General features: G+C 67.7%; 20 protein-coding genes. 11 read left to right on the top strand and 9 right to left on the bottom strand.

From position 1 onward, the window contains the following. Positions 1-123 precede the first annotated feature (123 nt). Together rsgA and aroA are read right to left on the bottom strand one after the other, a co-directional pair. Positions 124-1113 carry a ribosome small subunit-dependent GTPase A gene (gene rsgA / locus ABZ789_RS16495; RefSeq protein ID WP_358425519.1) on the bottom strand — a complete coding sequence of 330 codons (990 nt, stop codon included), beginning with the start codon at positions 1111-1113 and terminating at the stop codon, positions 124-126. Then, the gene (gene aroA, locus ABZ789_RS16490) at positions 1110-2396 is read right to left on the bottom strand and encodes a 3-phosphoshikimate 1-carboxyvinyltransferase (protein WP_358425516.1); all 1287 of its coding nucleotides are present in this window, start codon (positions 2394-2396) and stop codon (positions 1110-1112) included. Before aroA ends, rsgA begins: the two co-directional genes overlap by 4 nt. Positions 2397-2464: 68 nt before the next feature. Here aroA and ABZ789_RS16485 point away from each other — a divergent pair, with 68 nt between their 5' ends. Next, complete coding sequence (locus tag ABZ789_RS16485) at positions 2465-3211, top strand: SOS response-associated peptidase (RefSeq protein ID WP_358425481.1); 747 nt, start codon at positions 2465-2467, stop codon at positions 3209-3211. Positions 3212-3224: 13 nt separating this feature from the next. Here ABZ789_RS16485 and ybaK read toward each other — a convergent pair whose 3' ends face one another. Then, entirely contained in the window at positions 3225-3722 is a 498-nt protein-coding gene (ybaK, locus tag ABZ789_RS16480; protein ID WP_358425478.1) for a Cys-tRNA(Pro) deacylase, read from the bottom strand. 211 nt (positions 3723-3933) lie between these two features. On the opposite strand from ybaK, the gene ABZ789_RS16475 reads away from it, so the two are divergent. The 4 genes from ABZ789_RS16475 to ABZ789_RS16460 all read left to right on the top strand — a co-directional run bounded on the left by ABZ789_RS16475 (position 3934) and on the right by ABZ789_RS16460 (position 6821). Next, on the top strand, positions 3934-4572 hold the full coding sequence (locus ABZ789_RS16475) for a sigma-70 family RNA polymerase sigma factor (RefSeq protein ID WP_358425475.1): 639 nt from the start codon (positions 3934-3936) through the stop codon (positions 4570-4572). Then, positions 4569-4862, top strand: a complete 294-nt coding sequence (rsrA, locus tag ABZ789_RS16470; RefSeq protein ID WP_358425472.1) for a mycothiol system anti-sigma-R factor — start codon at positions 4569-4571, stop codon at positions 4860-4862. Before ABZ789_RS16475 ends, rsrA begins: the two co-directional genes overlap by 4 nt. 233 nt (positions 4863-5095) lie before the next feature. After that, entirely contained in the window at positions 5096-5311 is a 216-nt protein-coding gene (locus ABZ789_RS16465) for a biotin/lipoyl-binding carrier protein (protein WP_358425469.1), read from the top strand. A 34-nt stretch (positions 5312-5345) separates the two neighbouring features. After that, positions 5346-6821: a histidine kinase N-terminal domain-containing protein gene (locus ABZ789_RS16460; protein WP_358425466.1), complete on the top strand. Its 1476-nt coding sequence runs from the start codon at positions 5346-5348 to the stop codon at positions 6819-6821. A gap of 93 nt (positions 6822-6914) precedes the next feature. Here the strand turns inward: ABZ789_RS16460 and ABZ789_RS16455 are convergent, their stop codons facing one another. Continuing rightward, positions 6915-7169, bottom strand: a complete 255-nt coding sequence (locus tag ABZ789_RS16455; RefSeq protein WP_006550236.1) for a WhiB family transcriptional regulator — start codon at positions 7167-7169, stop codon at positions 6915-6917. 259 nt (positions 7170-7428) lie between these two features. Further along, positions 7429-8379 (bottom strand): diacylglycerol kinase family protein, encoded by a 951-nt coding sequence (locus ABZ789_RS16450; RefSeq protein WP_358425461.1) that lies wholly within the window; start codon positions 8377-8379, stop codon positions 7429-7431. 47 nt (positions 8380-8426) lie between these two features. Here ABZ789_RS16450 and ABZ789_RS16445 point away from each other — a divergent pair, with 47 nt between their 5' ends. After that, positions 8427-8849: a hypothetical protein gene (locus ABZ789_RS16445; RefSeq protein WP_358425458.1), complete on the top strand. Its 423-nt coding sequence runs from the start codon at positions 8427-8429 to the stop codon at positions 8847-8849. 69 nt (positions 8850-8918) lie between these two features. Here the strand turns inward: ABZ789_RS16445 and ABZ789_RS16440 are convergent, their stop codons facing one another. Next, a complete protein-coding gene (locus ABZ789_RS16440; RefSeq protein WP_358425456.1) occupies positions 8919-9401 on the bottom strand; it encodes a GNAT family N-acetyltransferase in 483 nt (160 codons plus the stop codon). A gap of 74 nt (positions 9402-9475) precedes the next feature. Between ABZ789_RS16440 and ABZ789_RS16435 the strand changes: the two genes are divergently transcribed. Next, positions 9476-10276, top strand: a complete 801-nt coding sequence (locus tag ABZ789_RS16435; RefSeq protein WP_358425453.1) for a ParA family protein — start codon at positions 9476-9478, stop codon at positions 10274-10276. Between the two features lie 13 nt (positions 10277-10289). Here the strand turns inward: ABZ789_RS16435 and ABZ789_RS16430 are convergent, their stop codons facing one another. Together ABZ789_RS16430 and ABZ789_RS16425 are read right to left on the bottom strand one after the other, a co-directional pair. Continuing rightward, the gene (locus ABZ789_RS16430) at positions 10290-11495 is read right to left on the bottom strand and encodes a PQQ-binding-like beta-propeller repeat protein (protein WP_358425450.1); all 1206 of its coding nucleotides are present in this window, start codon (positions 11493-11495) and stop codon (positions 10290-10292) included. A gap of 4 nt (positions 11496-11499) precedes the next feature. Next, positions 11500-13173: a DEAD/DEAH box helicase gene (locus ABZ789_RS16425; RefSeq protein ID WP_358425447.1), complete on the bottom strand. Its 1674-nt coding sequence runs from the start codon at positions 13171-13173 to the stop codon at positions 11500-11502. Between the two features lie 205 nt (positions 13174-13378). On the opposite strand from ABZ789_RS16425, the gene ABZ789_RS16420 reads away from it, so the two are divergent. Continuing rightward, the gene (locus tag ABZ789_RS16420) at positions 13379-14083 is read left to right on the top strand and encodes a ferritin-like fold-containing protein (protein WP_358425445.1); all 705 of its coding nucleotides are present in this window, start codon (positions 13379-13381) and stop codon (positions 14081-14083) included. A 57-nt stretch (positions 14084-14140) separates the two neighbouring features. Then, positions 14141-14371: a DUF3107 domain-containing protein gene (locus ABZ789_RS16415; RefSeq protein ID WP_006550244.1), complete on the top strand. Its 231-nt coding sequence runs from the start codon at positions 14141-14143 to the stop codon at positions 14369-14371. Between the two features lie 67 nt (positions 14372-14438). Here the strand turns inward: ABZ789_RS16415 and ABZ789_RS16410 are convergent, their stop codons facing one another. Then, complete coding sequence (locus ABZ789_RS16410) at positions 14439-15098, bottom strand: TetR/AcrR family transcriptional regulator (RefSeq protein ID WP_358425442.1); 660 nt, start codon at positions 15096-15098, stop codon at positions 14439-14441. Between the two features lie 320 nt (positions 15099-15418). Here ABZ789_RS16410 and ABZ789_RS16405 point away from each other — a divergent pair, with 320 nt between their 5' ends. Together ABZ789_RS16405 and moeZ are read left to right on the top strand one after the other, a co-directional pair. Further along, the gene (locus ABZ789_RS16405; RefSeq protein ID WP_358425513.1) at positions 15419-16351 is read left to right on the top strand and encodes a DUF3152 domain-containing protein; all 933 of its coding nucleotides are present in this window, start codon (positions 15419-15421) and stop codon (positions 16349-16351) included. A gap of 62 nt (positions 16352-16413) precedes the next feature. Beyond that, positions 16414-17646 carry an adenylyltransferase/sulfurtransferase MoeZ gene (moeZ, locus tag ABZ789_RS16400; RefSeq protein ID WP_358425439.1) on the top strand — a complete coding sequence of 411 codons (1233 nt, stop codon included), beginning with the start codon at positions 16414-16416 and terminating at the stop codon, positions 17644-17646. The last annotated feature ends 2 nt before the right edge of the window (positions 17647-17648 follow it).

The raw sequence follows: 17648 nt of genomic DNA, 5'->3' as shown, positions 1-17648 counted from the left end.
GCAAAACGCTCGGCTGGGATACCCCAGCCGAGCGTCTGCGTGATCTAATCACCACCAACTAACAGCGGTGTTGCGTCGACCCCTTGAAACCGCCCATGAGGTGCCGGGGTCCGTTCTCTTCGGTCACCAGGAGTCGTTGGACGCAAGCGCCGTGAGCAACTCGCGCACGGCCATCGCCCGTCGCAGCGACTTGCCTTCCAGGGCATCGAAGGCGCATTCGGGATCCGCCGGCGGGCCGAGATGTGTGCACCCGCGCGGGCAGTCCTCGATCGCCTCGGACAGGTCCGCGAATGCCGCCACGACGTCGTCGGTTCCGATGTGCGCGAGGCCGAACGACCGGATGCCGGGAGTGTCGACGACCCAACCGCCTTCGGGGAGGTGCAGTGCCACCGACTGCGTGGAGGTGTGCCGTCCCTTGCCCACCCCGGAGACCTCGCCGGTGGCGCGATCGGCTTCGGGCACGAGCCTGTTCACCAGCGTCGACTTACCGACCCCCGAGTGCCCGATCAGCGCTGTCAGGCGACCGTCTATCCGGTCGTGCAGCTCGGTGAGATCGTCGTCCTGCCCCACCAGCAGTACCGGAACATCGAGATCCGCGAAGTGCGCGGCGAACTCGTCGGGATCGGCGAGATCGCTCTTGGTCAGCCCGAGCATCGGGGCGAGCCCCCCGGCATAGGCCGCGACGAGCGCACGTTCGACGAGTCCGGTTCGGGGCGGGGGATCGGCGAGGGCGACGACGATGAGCAGTTGTCCGGCGTTCGCGACGACGATGCGCTCGAAGGGATCGGTGTCGTCTGCGGTGCGTCGCAGAACCGTGGTTCGATCCTCGACCCGGACGATGCGCGCGAGGGTGTCGGGCCGGCCGGAGAGATCGCCGACGACGCCCACACTGTCTCCGACCACGATCGGAGTCCGGCCGAGTTCTCGTGCCCGCATCGCCGTCACGATCCGGTCCGGGTCGCCGTCGAGCGCGACCCCCCACCGGCCCCGGTCGACGGACACGACCATGCCTTCCTCCGCATTGCTATGCGCCGGACGGTCTTTCGTGCGCGGCCGCGAGCCACGTCCGGGACGGACCCGGACATCGGACTCGTCGTACTCGCGCCGCTTCAGGAGTCGCTCCCGGTGAGCAGCGACTCCCACAGCGCCTCGAAGCCGGGGAGTGTCTTGGCGGTGGTGCCGATGTCCTCGACCTCCACGCCGTCGACGACCAGTCCGACGATCGCACCGGCGGTCGCCATTCGGTGGTCTGCGTAGGAGCGCCACACGCCGCCGTGCAGCGGTGCCGGTTCGATACGCAGTCCGTCCTCGGTCTCGGAGACCGACCCGCCGAGACGGCCGATCTCTGTGGCGAGGGCGGCGAGCCGATCCGTCTCGTGGCCGCGCAGGTGCGCGATTCCCCGCACCTGCGACGGCGACGAGGCCAGGGCCGCGAGTGCCGCCACGGTCGGCGTCAGTTCACCCACATCGTGCAGGTCCACATCGATACCGGTCAGTTGCCGAGGACCCCGGACGGTGAGCGTCCCGTCGGCCCACGACACCTCGGCGCCCATCTGCTCGAGGATTCCTCGGATCGCGTCACCGGCCTGGGTGGTGGTCTGCGGCCACAGCGGCACCGACACGACACCACCGGTGACGGCCGCGGCAGCAAGGAAGGGGGTGGCGTTCGACAGGTCGGGTTCGACCGTCACATCGAGTGCCTTGATCGTCGACGGCGGCACCCGCCAGGTGTTCGCCTCGGACGTATCGACGGGGACTCCGGCCGCCCGGAGCATCTCGACGGTCATCTCGATGTGCGGCATGGACGGCACCGGTTCACCGTCGTGGTGGACAACCACCCCCTCGTCGAAGGCGGCCCCCGACAGCAGAAGTCCCGAGACGAACTGTGAGGAGGCCGAGGCGTCGATGGTCACCGCACCGCCGGTCAGCCCGCCGCGACCGTGCACGGTGAAGGGGAGGCGGTCGCCGTCGATCTCCGCGCCCAGGACGCGCAACGCATCGAGCACGGTGCTCATCGGACGGACGCGGGCCTGTTCGTCACCGTCGAAACGCACGTCGCCGTTGGCCAGGGCGGCCAGCGGCGGCACGAACCGCATGACGGTGCCGGCCAGTCCGCATGCGATGTCACCCGCGTGCAGAGGCCCAGGGTTCACATCGAGAGTGGTACCACCGTCTCGTTCCGAGACGGTGACGCCCAGTGTGCGGAGCGCGCCGATCATCAGGTCGGTGTCGCGGCTGCGCAGCGCCCCGGTCACGGTCGACGGCCCGTCGGCGAGTGCGGCCAGGATCAGGGCCCGGTTGGTGATCGACTTCGATCCCGGCAGCGTCACCGACGCTCGAACCGGGGACACGGCACGGGGTGCTCTCCACAAACTCACCTGACCATCTTCGCCCATCCCGGCCCGTGCGGGCATCCTCGCCCACCCGAGGTGTGCCGGGCCGCGAGGGTGCCACACTCGAAGACATGTGCGGAAGGTATGTCTCCACGGCCGACCCGGCGACGCTCGCCGTCGAACTCGACGCGCTCGACGAGACCGGTGACGAGAGCCGCGGGCCGGACTACAACGTGGCTCCGACGACGGAGGTGCTCACCGTCGTGGCGCGACACGACCGCGACGATCCGGCGACACCTGCCCGCCGCCGGATCCGCCGCATGCGCTGGGGTCTCGTCCCCCCGTTCGCCGAGGAGATCGGAAGAACCGCGCCGCTGATCAACGCCCGGTCGGAGTCGGTCGCCACCAAACCGAGCTTTGCGCAGTCGCTGCGCTACAAGCGCTGCCTGGTCCCGATGGACGGTTGGTACGAATGGCAGGTCGAACCCGCCCCGGACGGCAGGACCCGCAAGGTCCCCTACTTCATGGCCCCGGCCGACGGATCGCGCATCTGCATGGCCGGGCTGTGGGCGGTGTGGCGCAATCCACGGGATCCGAAGGCGCCCCCGCTGTCGAGCACAGCGATCCTCACCGCACAGTCCGTCGAACAGCTCGGCAATGTGCACGAGAGGATGCCGCTGATTCTTCCCCCCGACCGATGGGATGCCTGGCTCGACCCCGACAGCCTCGGGCATCCGGATCTGATCGTGCCGAGCCCCGAAGCGATCGCGGACATCGAGATCCGCCGTGTCTCCGCGAAGGTCAACAGTATTCGCAACAACGGACCGGAGCTCCTGGTGCCGGACGACGGCGCCGGCGATCAGCTGGCGTTGCTGTGATCGATCGCTCTCCTCAGCGTCCTGTAGTGATCGGCGCCACGACCGCGCCGGTCAACCGGATCAACTCGCGCGGGTCCAGTTCGATCTCGAGTCCTCGACGGCCCGCGCTGCACAGCACCCGGTCCCATTGCTCCGCAGAAGCATCGACGACGGTGCGCAAGCGCTTGCGCTGCCCGAGTGGAGAAATCCCGCCCAGGACGTAGCCGGTGGCCCGTTCCGCCGCCGTTCGCTCGGCCATCGTGGCCTTACCGCCGCCGAGTGCGCCCGCCGCGGCCTTGAGCGAGAGGGTCGCCGGCACCGGGATCACGGCGACCGCCAGGGATCCCTCGGACGACGAGATGACGAGGGTCTTGAAGATCTGTTCGGGAGAGACACCGAGACGCGCACCGAGCTCCTCCACCGCCTCGGCCCCGAAAGACGCGGCTCTGGGGTCGTGGGCGTACTCGTGCACGCGGTGGGCGACCTTCTCGCGGTTCAACAGCACCGTCGCGGGAGTGGACGTCGAAGCCATCCGATCACTCTAGAAAACCGGAGGTGGGGAACAAGTGCCGCGGGTGGAGCGTTGCAATCCGTCGGGTGGGTCCGAACGCCGCCCGACACCGACGATCGGAGAACTCGTGGCAGTGCTGTGCCCGCCTCGGCCGGACGTGGCCCGACGTCCCCCCCGTCGGGTCTCCGCCGGACCGGTAGCCTTCTCGACAGACGTCGATGAAGGGATCGGTGTGGTCGAGGAGTCTGTAGAAGAACTGACCGAGCGGTTCGAGCGGGATGCGCTTCCCCTGCTCGACCAGCTCTACGGCGCTGCGCTGCGGATGACACGCAACCCCTCCGATGCCGAGGACCTCGTACAGGAGACGTACATCAAAGCGTTCTCCGCCTTCAGGTCGTTCCGGGAGGGCACCAACCTCAAAGCGTGGCTGTACCGGATCCTCACCAACACCTACATCAACTCGTACCGGAAACGGCAGCGTCAGCCCGCGCAGTATCCGACCGACGAGATCACCGACTGGCAACTCGCCGCCACGGCCGAGCATTCGTCCACCGGCCTGCGATCCGCCGAGGTCGAGGCGCTCGACGCGCTTCCGGACGACGACATCAAGGCGGCGCTGCAGGAACTGCCGGAGGAGTTCCGGATGGCGGTCTACTACGCAGATGTCGAAGGGTTCCCCTACAAGGAGATCGCAGAGATCATGGGGACGCCCATCGGCACCGTCATGTCGAGGCTGCATCGGGGTCGCAAGCAGTTGCGCGGTCTGCTGGCCGACGTCGCGCGCGATCGCGGCTTCATCCGGGAGAAGGCGGTCGATGTGGCGACCGGAACATCGGATTCGACGGAGAGCGGAAAGGGAGCAGCGCAGTGAGCGAACCGGACTTCGATCGACTCGACTGCTCGGCAGTGATCGCGGACGTCTATCTGCTGCTCGACTCCGAATGCGACGACGACGCGCGCAGCAGGCTGCAGCAGCACCTCGACGAGTGTGGCACGTGCCTGGAGGCCTACGGGCTCGAGGAGAAGCTCAAATCGCTGCTCAGCCGCAAGTGCGGTGGGGAGCACGCACCGGAAGGTCTGCGGGAGCGGTTGATGCTGCAGATCCGCCGAACCGTGGTCGTCATGGAGTCCGATGCCACGAAGACCGATGCCGCAGACTGACCGGGGTCGGAGCGAACGCGACAGGGGCCGGAAAGCAGCTGCTTTCCGGCCCCTGTCGGTATATCAAGCGTTGGGACGCTTGCCGTGGTTGGCGGCGTTACCCTTGCGGCTGCGCTTCTTGCGACCTCGCTTACCCATGGTGGGATCTCCTTTCTCGTTCATTACAGTGTTTCACGTGCGGTCGAGTGGTCCTGTCGGCAGGTCCACCGCCGGAGCGTGAAACGAGGTGTTCGGTGGCGGAAGACGTACGCGCGGAGATGGTATCGACGGTGTTCGAGGTCGTGGTGCGCGAGGGCGACCTGGTGGCCGAGGGCGACACCCTGGTCGTGCTGGAGTCCATGAAGATGGAGATCCCCGTCCTCGCCGAGTCCGCAGGCACGGTGACATCGGTGGGCGTCGAGGTCGGAGACGTCATCCAGCAAGGCGATCTCATCGCCGTGATCTCTTGACCACGGATATCTTCTGAGCACGAAAGCGGTTCTCGTGTCCACACTCAGTTCGTTGCTCGCGAAGTACACGGATCTTCCGGGCTCGGCCGTCGATCATCTCCAGCGCGTGGTGGGCGAATGGCAATTGCTTGCGGACCTGTCGTTCGCCGACGTCCTCCTGTGGGTCGACGCCGCTCCGTCCGGCATCGTATGTGTCGCGCAGTGCCGACCCACCACAGCCTCGACCGTCATCCCTGAGGACGCCGTCGGCATGCTCGTTTCGGACGACGAACATCCTTATGTGCGAAAGGCTTTCAAGACCGGGAAGATCGTCGACGCCAAGTCGTCGCCGGGTGGGGGGATAAACACCCGTCAGGCCGTGCCGGTCCGCTGGGGCGGGCGGGTCGTCGCAGTACTCAGTCGCGACGCCGCGCGGGTGTCGCGGCGTTCGGCCAGTGCTCTCGAGACCGCCTATCTCGAATGCGCCGACGACCTCTACCGGATGATCAACGAAGGCACATTCCCCACGCCCGAATCGCGCTCGGACACCAAGTCGAGTCCGCGTGCGGGGGACGGGTTCATCCGTCTCGACCGGGAAGGCAAGGTGGTCTATGCCAGCCCCAACGCTCTGTCGGCCTACCACCGGATGGGCCTCAACTCCGACCTGATCGGCCAGGATCTCGTGGAGACGACCCGCGCGCTGGTCACCGATCCCTTCGAGAGCCGCGACGTCACCGACTATCTCCGCGGAGCCGTCGAGGGGCGTCTCGGGCAGCGCATGGAGGTCGAGGCGCGCGGCGCCACGGTGCTGATCCGGGCTCTGGTACTCAATCCCGGGGGCCGGATCGAGGGTGCTGCCGTGATCATCCGCGACGTCACCGAGGTCAAGCGTCGCGACCGCGCACTGCTGAGCAAGGACGCGACGATCCGGGAGATCCATCATCGGGTCAAGAACAATCTGCAGACGGTCGCAGCACTGCTGCGACTGCAGGCGCGGCGGACCGGGAATGCCGAGGCTCAGCAGGCCCTCGGCGAAGCGGTTCGTCGCGTGACGTCGATCGCGCTGGTTCACGAGGCGCTGTCGATGTCCGTGGACGAAGAGGTCGACCTCGACGGTGTGTTCGACCAGCTCATCCCGATCGTCGTGGACGTATCGACAGTGGGCAGCCAGATCCGGGTGCGGCGGGAGGGGGACCTCGGTGTGTTCCCCGCCGACCGTGCGACGCCTTTGGTCATGGTGCTCACCGAGCTCGTCCAGAACGCGGTCGAGCACGCTTTCGATCCCGGTGTGAACGGCACGGTCACCGTCAATGCCCAGCGTTCGTCCCGGATGCTCGATGTCGTGGTCCGCGACGAAGGCAAGGGACTTCCCGACGGCTTCAGTCTCGAGACGTCGAACAGGCTCGGTCTGCAGATCGTCCGGACGCTGGTCGCTGCGGAACTCGGCGGAACGCTGGAGCTGACATCCAACGACAGCGGCGGCACCGACGCCCGCCTGCAACTACCCGTGGGGAAGAGGCAGGTCGGCTGAGCGCGGATCTCGGTGCCGGACCCTGCGGCGCCTCCGAACGTTCGAAGGCCCGGCCTCCGTGTGGGGGCCGGGCCTTCGAAGGTCTGGAGTTGCTCAGACGGCCGTGCGGGCCCGGGTGCGGGCGTTGCGGCGCTTGAGAGCGCGACGCTCGTCCTCGCTCATTCCGCCCCAGACGCCGGCATCCTGGCCGGACTCGAGCGCCCACGAAAGGCACTCGGCGGTGACGGGGCAACGGTTGCACACGAGCTTGGCATCCGCGATCTGCGCGAGAGCCGGGCCACTGTTCCCCACGGGGAAGAACAGTTCCGGATCCTCGTCGCGGCAGATGGCCTTGTGGCGCCAGTCCATGCTTCTACTCTCCTTCGATGGTGCGTCTGCACCGGCTGATTGGTCATTGCGTGTTCACGCCTGCGACGCGGAGTGTTTCCGCGTGGTTACTTGTGAATGCTTTCACGAACGAGCGTGGAGTCAATAGAATCGACCACGATCGTGGGGAAGCTCACGCTACTGTGAGCTTTGAGTTCGCCAATCCCTCTTTCTACCCCACTTCGACCGAGAAGGTAGTCGTAATCACAGAATTCGTGCTTCTTTTTGGTGCGCGCTACCGCTATGGGGACGGGGGAAGAGGTGCGACCACGTCGAGGATCGACGGCACCGAAACGAACTCCACCTCGGTTCGAAGTCCCAGATAGTCGCCGTCGACCTGCAGGCCGATCGGGCGTGAGGCCCGAGCGCGGATACGCGCGACGTCGTCGGCGCGAAGGAGATGGGGTGAGAACGGCTGTCCGTGCGTGGCGAGAAGTTGCTGCACCACTCGCAGGCTGGCGAACACTCGGGTCGTCGTCATGGCGAAGACGCCGAGGCCGGTGTCGAAGGAGGTGCCCGGATTGGTGTGCACCGGGCGGGACTCGAGATAGGTCCAGGGACTCGAGTTCGACACGAATGCGTAGTGCACTCCTGTGAGGGGCTCGAGGTCGGGCAACTCGAGTGTGAGTGCCGGCTCGTCGCGCTTCGCGGCGAAGAAGCGGGTGATCGCGTGCCGGACGTAACGCGCGGTGGTGACCTTCTTGCCTTCGGCCCGGCTGTGGTCGATGGCCTCGCACACCTCGGCGTCGAGGCCGAGTCCGGCGTTGAAGGTGAACCATCGTCCGTCACAGTGACCGAGGCCGATGCGGGCGGTCCGGCCTTCCTGTAACGACTCGAGCACCTGCTCGGTCGCCTCGAGCGGATCGGGCGACAGCCCCAGAGACCGGGCGAACACATTTGCCGAGCCGCCGGGAACCACCGCGAGCCGGGGCAGCGTGGGGTCGGCGGAGCGATCGGGGGAGGGGCCGAGCAGTCCGTTGACGATCTCGTTGACGGTGCCGTCGCCACCGTGCGCGACGACCACGTCCATCCCGTCGGCGTGCGCAGAACGTGCGAGTTCGGCTGCATGCCCCCGGTGGGTGGTGTGCACGACCGTCAGTGCCAGACGGCCTCTCAATGCGTGAGCGAGCCGGTCGCGACCGGCCGGAGTGGTCGTCGTCGCATTCGGGTTCACGATCAACAGGGCGCGCACGGAACATCAGCCTAAGTGGTGCCCGTCGGGTCCACTACGCTGGACGGGTGCCTCTCGAATCACCTCGCAGCAGCATTCCGTCGACCGTCCGTGCCGCCGGCTGGCTCGTCGTCCTCGAGGGTCTCGTCGCGATGGGGTTCGCTGTGTACTCGGTGATCCGCGCCGTCTCGGGCGAGCACGACCAATCGGTGAGCAACGGTTACGGCCTCGCGCTGTGGCTGATCATCCTTTTCGGTGGGGTCCTGGCCGGCGGTATCGCCCTCGTGCGCGGCGTGCACTGGGGGCGTGCCGTGGCGGTGCTGGCGCAGTTGCTGCTCCTACCCGTGGTGTGGGCGTTGCTGACGGACTCGCACCAGCCGGTCCTGGGCACCCTCCTGGCCCTCGTGGTGCTACCGACGCTCGTGCTGCTGTTCAGCCCACCCACGACGAGGTGGCTCGCAGACGAGTACGTGCCCGACGCGGACGACTGATCATCGGCGCCGCCCTCGCGAGCCCGGAGCGCGCGGTGCTGTTCAGGCGCCGAGAGCGCGCGATGCTGTTCAGGCGCCGAGAAGGCGCAGTGCATCCCCGCTCAGCCTGAAGGTCGTCCACTCGTCCTGCGGAACGGCTCCGAGGGAGCGGTAGAAACCGATGGACGGCTCGTTCCAGTCCAGCACGGACCAGCTCAGGCGGGTGTAACCGCGCTCCACGCACTCGTGGGCCAATGCCGCCAGCAGGGCACGTCCGTGCCCCTTTCCGCGGTGTTCGGGACGGACGAACAGATCCTCGAGATAGATGCCGTGCACACCGTCCCAGGTGGAGAAGTTCCGGAACCACAGCGCCACCCCGACGACTTGCGGGGATCCGTCGGGGCCGACCTCCTCTGCGACATGCGCGTAGACAGAGGGTGTGTGCCCGAACAGGGCCTCCCGGATCTGGTCGGGGACCACCGTGCACTCGTGCCGGGCCTTCTCGTATTCGGCGAGGTCGTAGATCAGGCCGGTGATCGCGTCGACGTCGTCGGGTGTGGCTCTGCGGATCACGGCGGGCTGCCTCCTGTGGGTCTCGTGTGCCGATTCCCTCGCGCGTCGGCGTCGAGTACGCGAGGATCGGGTTCGTGGCAACGGTACTTGCAGTGGCAAACCAGAAGGGTGGCGTCGCCAAGACGACCACCGTCGCATCGTTGGGGGCTGCGCTGGTCGCGCTCGGCACGCGGGTTCTCGTCGTCGATCTCGACCCGCAGGGATGCCTGACCTTCTCGCTCGGACACAACCCCGACAAGCTCGAGCAATCCGTGCACGAGGTGCTCGTCGGCGGTGTCGAGGCGAAGGAGGCGCTGGTCGATACCGCGGAAGGGATGTCCCTGCTGCCCGCGACCATCGATCTCGCGGGCGCCGAGGCGATGCTCCTGATGAAGCCCGGTCGCGAGTACACCCTGAAGCGTGCACTCGCGTCCGTCGAGGACGATTACGACGTCGTCGTCATCGACTGCCCGCCCTCTCTCGGCGTCCTCACCCTCAACGGTCTGACCGCGGCCCGGTCCGTGCTCGTTCCGCTGCAGTGCGAGACGCTCGCGCACCGAGGAGTGGGGCAGCTGCTGCGCACGGTGAACGAGGTGAAGCAGATCACCAACCCGGATCTCGAGCTGCTCGGCGCACTGCCGACGCTGTACGACTCGCGCACCACGCACAGTCGCGACGTGCTCGCCGACGTCTCCGATCGGTACGACCTGCCGGTGTTGTCACCGCCGATTCCCCGGACCGTCCGCTTCGCGGAAGCCTCCGCCTCGGGTGCGACAGTGCTTGCGGGTCGGCGGAACAAGGGGGCCGAGGCCTACCGGCAGCTCGCCGAGAACCTGCTGCGCTACTGGTCGGGTGAAGCGGAACTCGAGACCTTCGAGCCCGCCGTCGCCCCCTGAGCCGGGACGCCCGTCAGCGCAGCGCGACGACCTCGTCGCCGCGTTGCTCGACGACGACCTCGCCGGCGACAGCGACATTCACCGACTCCACCGCGCCACGCTCGACGTCGATGCGCGGCCCTCGCCGACCGGTCCTCGAGTCCACTGCCATCAGGGCGCCGTCGACGGGGAGCAGGAGCGAGCCGGCCAGGATGTCGCCGTTGCCGAGCGTGCCCTCCACGGTCCACTGCGGGGCGAAGTCGGAGGTGGACAGCGCGACGGTGTCCCGACCGGTCCACCACACGAGGACCCCGCCGCGCTCGATCGCCGGATCCCAGGACGCCCCGGCAGGTCGGGGGAGGGCATGCGTGTCGACGCGCGTGCCGTCGCCGTCGAACACTTCGATGCGTGCACCCGCGATGCCGTCCGGCGGCAGGTACACCGCGGTACGGTCGCCGACCACTGCGACGATGCGGGCGTCGGCGCCTGCCTCCGGCAGTACCGACGATGCGAACTGCTCCGGTTTCGAACTGTCCTCGGGAGAGGGTTCGAGCAGCGTGAGCCGCCCGGACGGTTCGTTCGCGCACCGTTCGAGGACAGCGAGCACTTCGGCGCCCGAATCGGCCGAGCGCAGTTCGCAACCGGATCGTGGCTGGACCTTCGGATTCACCGGCGCGTCGACCCGTCCGTACTCGATCGTGCGCACGAGATCCGAGCGCCACATCTCGAGGCGGGTGGAACCCAGTGCGATGAGGTGCGAACCGGTGTCGACGAGGTGGACGGGATCGTCGGTGTCGCCGGTGCGTTGAGCGACCCGCGCGCCGGTGGCGGCGTCGAGCGCCGTAACCTGCCCGCACCCTCGGCGGTCGCGGTAGACGGAGACGACGTCACCCCATGCTTCGGTTGCCGCACACAACGCACGGTCGCGTTCGTACCGCCATCTTTCCTCACCGGACAGCGGATCGCGACCGATCACCGCACCCCCGTCGGCGGTGGCGATCGTGCCACCCGACACCACCGGCGCGGTCGTCGCGGCGCTCGCAGCGCGCCATGCTTCCGCGAGAGTCCGGGGAAGCGCCTGCGGGGCCGCCGGTGTCGGGACGGGACCGTCCCAGGTCGTCGATGTGGTGCCCCGCGCATCCGAGGTCAGCCAGACGACACTCGCCGCCACCAGGACGGTGACGACGAGTGCGGCTGCGACGAGAAGATCGGTGCGGGTGCGGCGCTCGGGCGCGAGCACGTGGCTACCGGGCAGGCGACGTCGAGACCGATTCCACGTCCGACGCGTCCTGCTGGCCTGCGTGAGCGGCAGGGCCTTCGCCCGACCGGTTGCGGCGACGACGGCGGCGGCGGCGACGTGCCGGGGCGTCGGCGTCTGCCTCAGGGCTGTGCTCCGACTGCGCTTCGGTCGGCGCCGAATCGTCTCGGGCCGAATCCTTCCCGGTGGTCGCGGCGTTATCGGGTGCGTCGCCCTCCACGGACTTGCCACGTACGGTCCTGCGGCGGACCCGGTTGCGCTTCGGCCGGGAGCCGGCCTCGCGGCCGGCGCGCTCGCGCTTCTCGCCGTCCTCGGTGCGGGCGGGCGCGGCCTTGCGCACACGTCCCGTGGTGTCGGTGGGGATGGACAGGTCCTCGAACAGATGCGGGGAGCTCGAATACGTCTCGACGGGGTCCGGAATCCCGAGATCGAGCGCCTTGTCGATGAGCTGCCAGCGCGGCACGTCGTCCCAGTCGACGAGGGTGATCGCGATTCCGGTGCGTCCGGCGCGACCGGTGCGGCCGATCCGGTGGACGTAGGTCTTCTCGTCCTCGGGGCACTGGTAGTTGATGACGTGGGTCACGTCGTCGATGTCGATTCCGCGGGCGGCGACATCGGTGGCGACCAGCACGTCGATCTTGCCGCTGCGGAACTTGTCGAGTGCCTTCTCGCGGGCGATCTGGCCGAGGTCGCCGTGCACCGCTCCACATGCGAAGCCGCGCTCGACGAGATCGTCGGCGACCTTCTGCGCCGTGCGCTTGGTGCGGGTGAAGATCATGGTCGCGCCGCGGCCCTCCGCCTGGAGCACGCGGGCGACGAGCTCGGCCTTGTCGAGGGCGTGCGCGCGGTAGACGTACTGGTGCGTCCGCTCGTGCACGGCCGACGATTCGGCCTCCTCGGCGCGGATGTGCGTCGGGCGATTCAGGAACGTTCGGGCCAGCGTGATGATCGGGCCGGGCATGGTGGCCGAGAACAGCATCGTCTGACGGCGGTCGGGAACCATCGTGAGGATGCGCTCGATGTCGGGCAGGAAGCCGAGGTCGAGCATCTCGTCGGCCTCGTCCATCACGAGCACGCCGATCTTGCCGAGGATCAGGTGGCCCTGTTTGGCGAGGTCGAGCAGGCGACCCGGGGTGCCGACGACGACGTCGACGCCCTTCTTCAGCTGGTCGATCTGCTGCTCGTAGGGTCGCCCGCCGTAGATGGCGAGGACTTCGAGACCTTTGTCGCCGCTCCCGGGCAGGTACTTCGACGCATTCTCCAGGTCGTTGGTGACCTGTAGGCACAGCTCGCGGGTCGGGACGATCACCAGTGCCCGCGGCGTGCCGTCGAGCGCGGTGGTGCCGGAACCTTCGGTGGCGATGCGGTGCAGGAGCGGGACGCCGAAGCCGAAGGTCTTGCCCATGCCCGTTCGGGCCTGGCCGATGAGGTCGTCACCCGCAAGGGCGAGGGGAAGTGTGAGTTCCTGGATGGCGAAGGTGCGTTCGATACCCACTTCGGACAGCGCCCGGACGATCTCGTCGCGCACGCCGAGTTCGGCGAAGGTAGGGGAAACGTGGGTGGAATCGAGGGTCGCGGAGACGGTGGTCTCGCTCGCCTCGTCTTCGTGGTCGATGGTGATCTTGCTCAGGGGTCCGGCCTTTCTGGTCTCGGCACGCACGCACGAGGGAGAAAGGCGGCCGGCCTGCGTCTCAGCGCGAGCAGTCGACGACCGGGCTCGGCGAAACGCGGCGACGGCCCGCGATTCGGGTGCGCGCACATATCTCGGGAGCTCGCGGGCCACGGTCGGCGGCTCGAAACGCGGGCTCCTCGGGTTATTGTACCGGTCCGGTGTATTCGACGAGGTGGTACTACGCTTCGTCGTCATGGGAGCCGAAATGCCGCAGTCCACCTCAGAGTCCGGCTCGACGCCGGGAGGACCCGCAGTCCCCGCCGATCATCCCGGTGTCGCCGAGCTGTTCGCCGTGCTCGCGTACGGGGAGATCTCTGCCTTCTATCGGCTCGCCGAGGACGCCCGGTTCTCTCCTTCGCTCCGCGGGCGTGTCGCGCTCGCGAGCATGGCGGCCGCGGAGATGAGCCATTTCGAGACGCTGCACACCGCCCTCACGGATCGGGACGTCGAGATCTACGCGGCGATGGAGCCGTACCGGAAGGCGCTCGACGCGTATCACGCGTCGACCACTCCGTCGACCTGGCTCGAAGTTCTCGTCAAGGCGTACGTGGGGGACGGCATCGCGGCGGACTTCTACTGTGAGATCGCCGACATGCTCGCCCCCGAGGTGTCCGCCGTGGTCAGGGAGGTACTCGCCGAGACCGGCCACTCGGAATTCGTCGTGCAGGAGGTCCGGGAGGTCGTCGAACGGAGCCCGCTTCAGAAGGACCGCCTGATGTTGTGGGGACGCCGACTGCTCGGCGAGGCCATCACCCAGGCCCAGTACGTGCTCGCCCAGAACGAGGAACTCGCCGAACTGGTGATTCTCGCGTCGGGCGACCTGACGAACATCGCGGCCCTGTTCGATCGCATGCAGGTCGAGCACGCCGAACGGATGGCAGTGCTCGGACTGCACTAGCCTGGGGCGGACAGCAGTACAGGCTCGTTCTTCATGCATGAGATTCGGAGGTCCACCGTGGAGGTCAAGATCGGCGTCGCGGACAGCCCGCGCGAAGTTGTCGTCGTCAGCGACCAGACGCCCGACGAGGTGGAGAAGCTCGTCCGGGCCGCGCTGAACGGCGCCGACGACGGAGTGCTCGCCCTTGTCGACGAGAAGGGCCGCAAGGTTCTCGTGCAGGCCGCCAAGATCAGCTACGTGGACATCGGTCCCGCCACGCTGGGCAAGGTCGGCTTCGCCGCCAACTGAGATCGACCGACGAAGAACGGGCCGGGGCGTATCGCCCCGGCCCGTTCTTCATCCGTACTCTGTGTCGTCAGCGCCGACGGAGTTCGGGCTGCAACGGCACGTGCTTGAGACCGCCCCAGGCCAGAGCGACCGTGGTGTCCACGGCATCCTCCTTCGGGATCGGACGTGCGGCGTCGAGCCAGTACCGGGCTGTGAACTGACTCGTTCCGACGAGGCCGACCGCGAGGATGCGGGCCCGATAGGGGTCGAGGCCGGAATCGTGGCTGACGAGATCGAAGACGGCGTCGACACACGCCTCGGTGGCCTGTTCCACGCGCTTCGATACCTGCGGCTCGCCCATCAGGTCGGACTCGAACACGAGCCGGAAACCCTGGCTGTCGTTGTCGACGAAGTCGAAGAAGGCCTGCACCGCGGCACGGACACGCTGGCGGTTGTCGGTCGTGGACCGCAGAGCCTGGCGTACACCGTTGATGAGGACGTCCACGTAGTTCTGGAGGACTGCGCAATAGAGCTCGAGCTTGCCGGGGAAGTGCTGGTACAGCACCGGCTTGCTCACGCCGGCGCATTCGGCGATCTCGTCCATGCCGGCGGAGTGGTAACCGCGTGTGACGAATACCTCGCTGGCTGCCTCGAGCAACTGAGCACGACGTTCGTCACGCGGCATCCGGGCGCCCCGCTTGCCGTTGGAATTGCCGCGGCCGGATGCTCGCTCGGTGACTTCGGTCATTCTTGCTCCCAATCTGCACTGCTCCGAATGTGGCATGTGCCACCTCGGCGTTCCTCGTCTTTGCAGGTTACAGGTGAACCGGCCCGGGGAGCGGAGTGGTCTACCGTCCAGTATCCGTTCTCGGTTCATGGATGAGGGGCGCACGTTCGGCGACTCGGATATCGAATTGGTCTCGATATGACATCCTGGCTTCCGTGATCGAGCGAGGAGGAGTGCGCGAGAGCAGGAACCCGCAAGGTTCTTCGCCCACACCATCCGGTTCGTCCCGGTCGACGGGGACTGCAAGGCGGGCCGAGGCGGGAGACCGGTCGCATCAGCCCCTGCGCGCGGTATGGGATCCGGTAGGGGGGTCGACTCGGCCGCCCCGTAGACCGCGACCCGAACGGGACGTTCGCAAACAGACCCGGGTGGGACGATTCGTCGCCGCCTACGGCTGGCGTGCCTACGCCGTGCCGATCCTCGCCCTCGTCACCCTGATCGTGCTGTGGGATGCAGTGCGCGGCGGGGGAGGCGCTGAGGAGACGGCCGAGACGACCGATACGGCCGTTGTCGGCGGAGACACCGACATCGTCGTCGAGGCGCCGCAACCGGAGGGGGTCTTTCCCGAGTCGCTCGCGTCGGGCGCACTGCCGGACGGTGGCCCTTTCACGGAGGCCGGGGCCCGGCGATGGCGGGTGCTGCCCGGTACCACCCCGCAGGTCGGTGAGGGAACGGCAGGCGTGTTCACCTACACGGTGGAGGTGGAGGACGGCATCGATACCACCGGTTACGGCGGGGATATGGCGTTCGCGACCATGGTGGATCGGACCCTCGCCGATCCGCGCAGCTGGATCGGCGACCCCGCTCTCGCCTTCCGCCGGGTCGACACCGGCGATCCGGACTTCCGTATCTCGCTCACCTCGCAGATGACGATCCGGGAGGGATGTGGATACGACATTCCCCTCGAAGGGTCGTGTTTCAACCCGTCCATGGAGCGGGTCTTCATCAACGAGGCGCGGTGGGTGCGTGGGGCGATCGCCTTCCAGGGCGACATCGGGTCGTACCGGCAGTACGTCCTCAACCACGAGGTCGGACACGCCATCGGCCTGGCGCAGCACGACGCGTGCATCACCGACGGTGGCCTCGCGCCGATCATGATGCAGCAGACATTCGGCACTGCCAACGACGACATCGCCCGCCTGGACCCCGACGGCCCGGTTCCCGCCGACGGGCTGCAGTGCCGGTTCAATCCCTGGCCGTATCCCCGGGCGTGACCCGCTGCTCGTAATCGGTGCGCGATTCGCCCGGCACCGGGAGGTCGTCTGCGAATGGGACAATGGGCCGTGACGCAGGACGCATCGCGACAGGAGAATCCGTGACCGCAACGACACCGCTGGAGCGACGCTCTCTTCCGCCCCTGGTGGAACCCGGCGCAGAACTCGGTCGCGACGAGGTGGCCCGGTACAGCCGTCACCTGATCATTCCGAACGTCGGGGTCACCGGCCAGCGACGACTCAAGAACGCGCGGGTGCTGTGCATCGGCGCCGGTGGCCTGGGCTCGCCCGCTCTGCTGTATCTCGCGGCTGCAGGAGTCGGCACGATCGGCATCGTCGAGTTCGACGAAGTGGAGACCTCCAACCTGCAGCGCCAGGTGATCCACGGCAGCTCCGACGTCGGACGGCCGAAGGGGGAGAGCGCCCGTGACCGCATCCTGTCGATCAACGACGGGGTCAGCGTGCGGCTGCACGATGTCCGGCTCGAGGCGGACAACGCCGTGCCGCTCTTCGAGCAGTACGATCTGATCCTCGACGGCACCGACAACTTCGCGACCCGTTATCTCGTCAACGACGCGGCGGTCCTCGCCCGGAAGCCCTACGTGTGGGGGTCGATCTTCCGCTTCGAAGGCCAGGTGTCGGTGTTCTGGGAGGACGCCCCGGACGGGCGTGGCCTGAACTATCGCGACCTCTATCCCGAGGCGCCGCCGCCGGGCATGGTCCCCTCGTGCGCCGAGGGCGGCGTGCTCGGCGTCCTTCCCGGCACCATCGGCACGGTCATGGCCACCGAAGCGATCAAGCTCATCACCGGGATCGGCGAACCGTTGCTCGGTCGTCTGATGATCTACGACGCGCTCGCGATGTCCTTCCGGACGGTGACCCTCCGCAGGGATCCGCAGCGGGTGCCTGTCACAGAACTGGTCGACTACGACGCGTTCTGCGGGATCGCTCCGGATGCCGCCGCGCCGGCCCGCTCGGCGGTCACACCGACCGAACTGCGCCGGATGCTCGACGACGGACGCGAGATCGCGCTGATCGACGTACGCGAACCCGTCGAGTGGGACATCGTCCGTATCGACGGTGCCCGTCTCGTGCCGAAGGATCGCATCGTCTCGGGTGAGGCTCTCGCCGAACTGCCGCAGAACACGCCGATCGTGCTGTATTGCAAGACCGGCATCCGTTCGGCGGAGGCGCTCGAAGTGCTCGAACGTGCGGGATTCTCGGACGCGACGCATCTGCACGGCGGCGTGATCGCGTGGGCGCAGCAGGTGGATCCGTCGCTGCCCGTGTACTGACG

The sequence above is a fragment of the Rhodococcus sp. NPDC047139 genome (assembly GCF_040643435.1).
Lineage (GTDB): Bacteria > Actinomycetota > Actinomycetes > Mycobacteriales > Mycobacteriaceae > Rhodococcus.
Note: the sequence above shows the minus strand (reverse complement) of the source record. Positions and strands in the feature narration are given on the sequence as shown.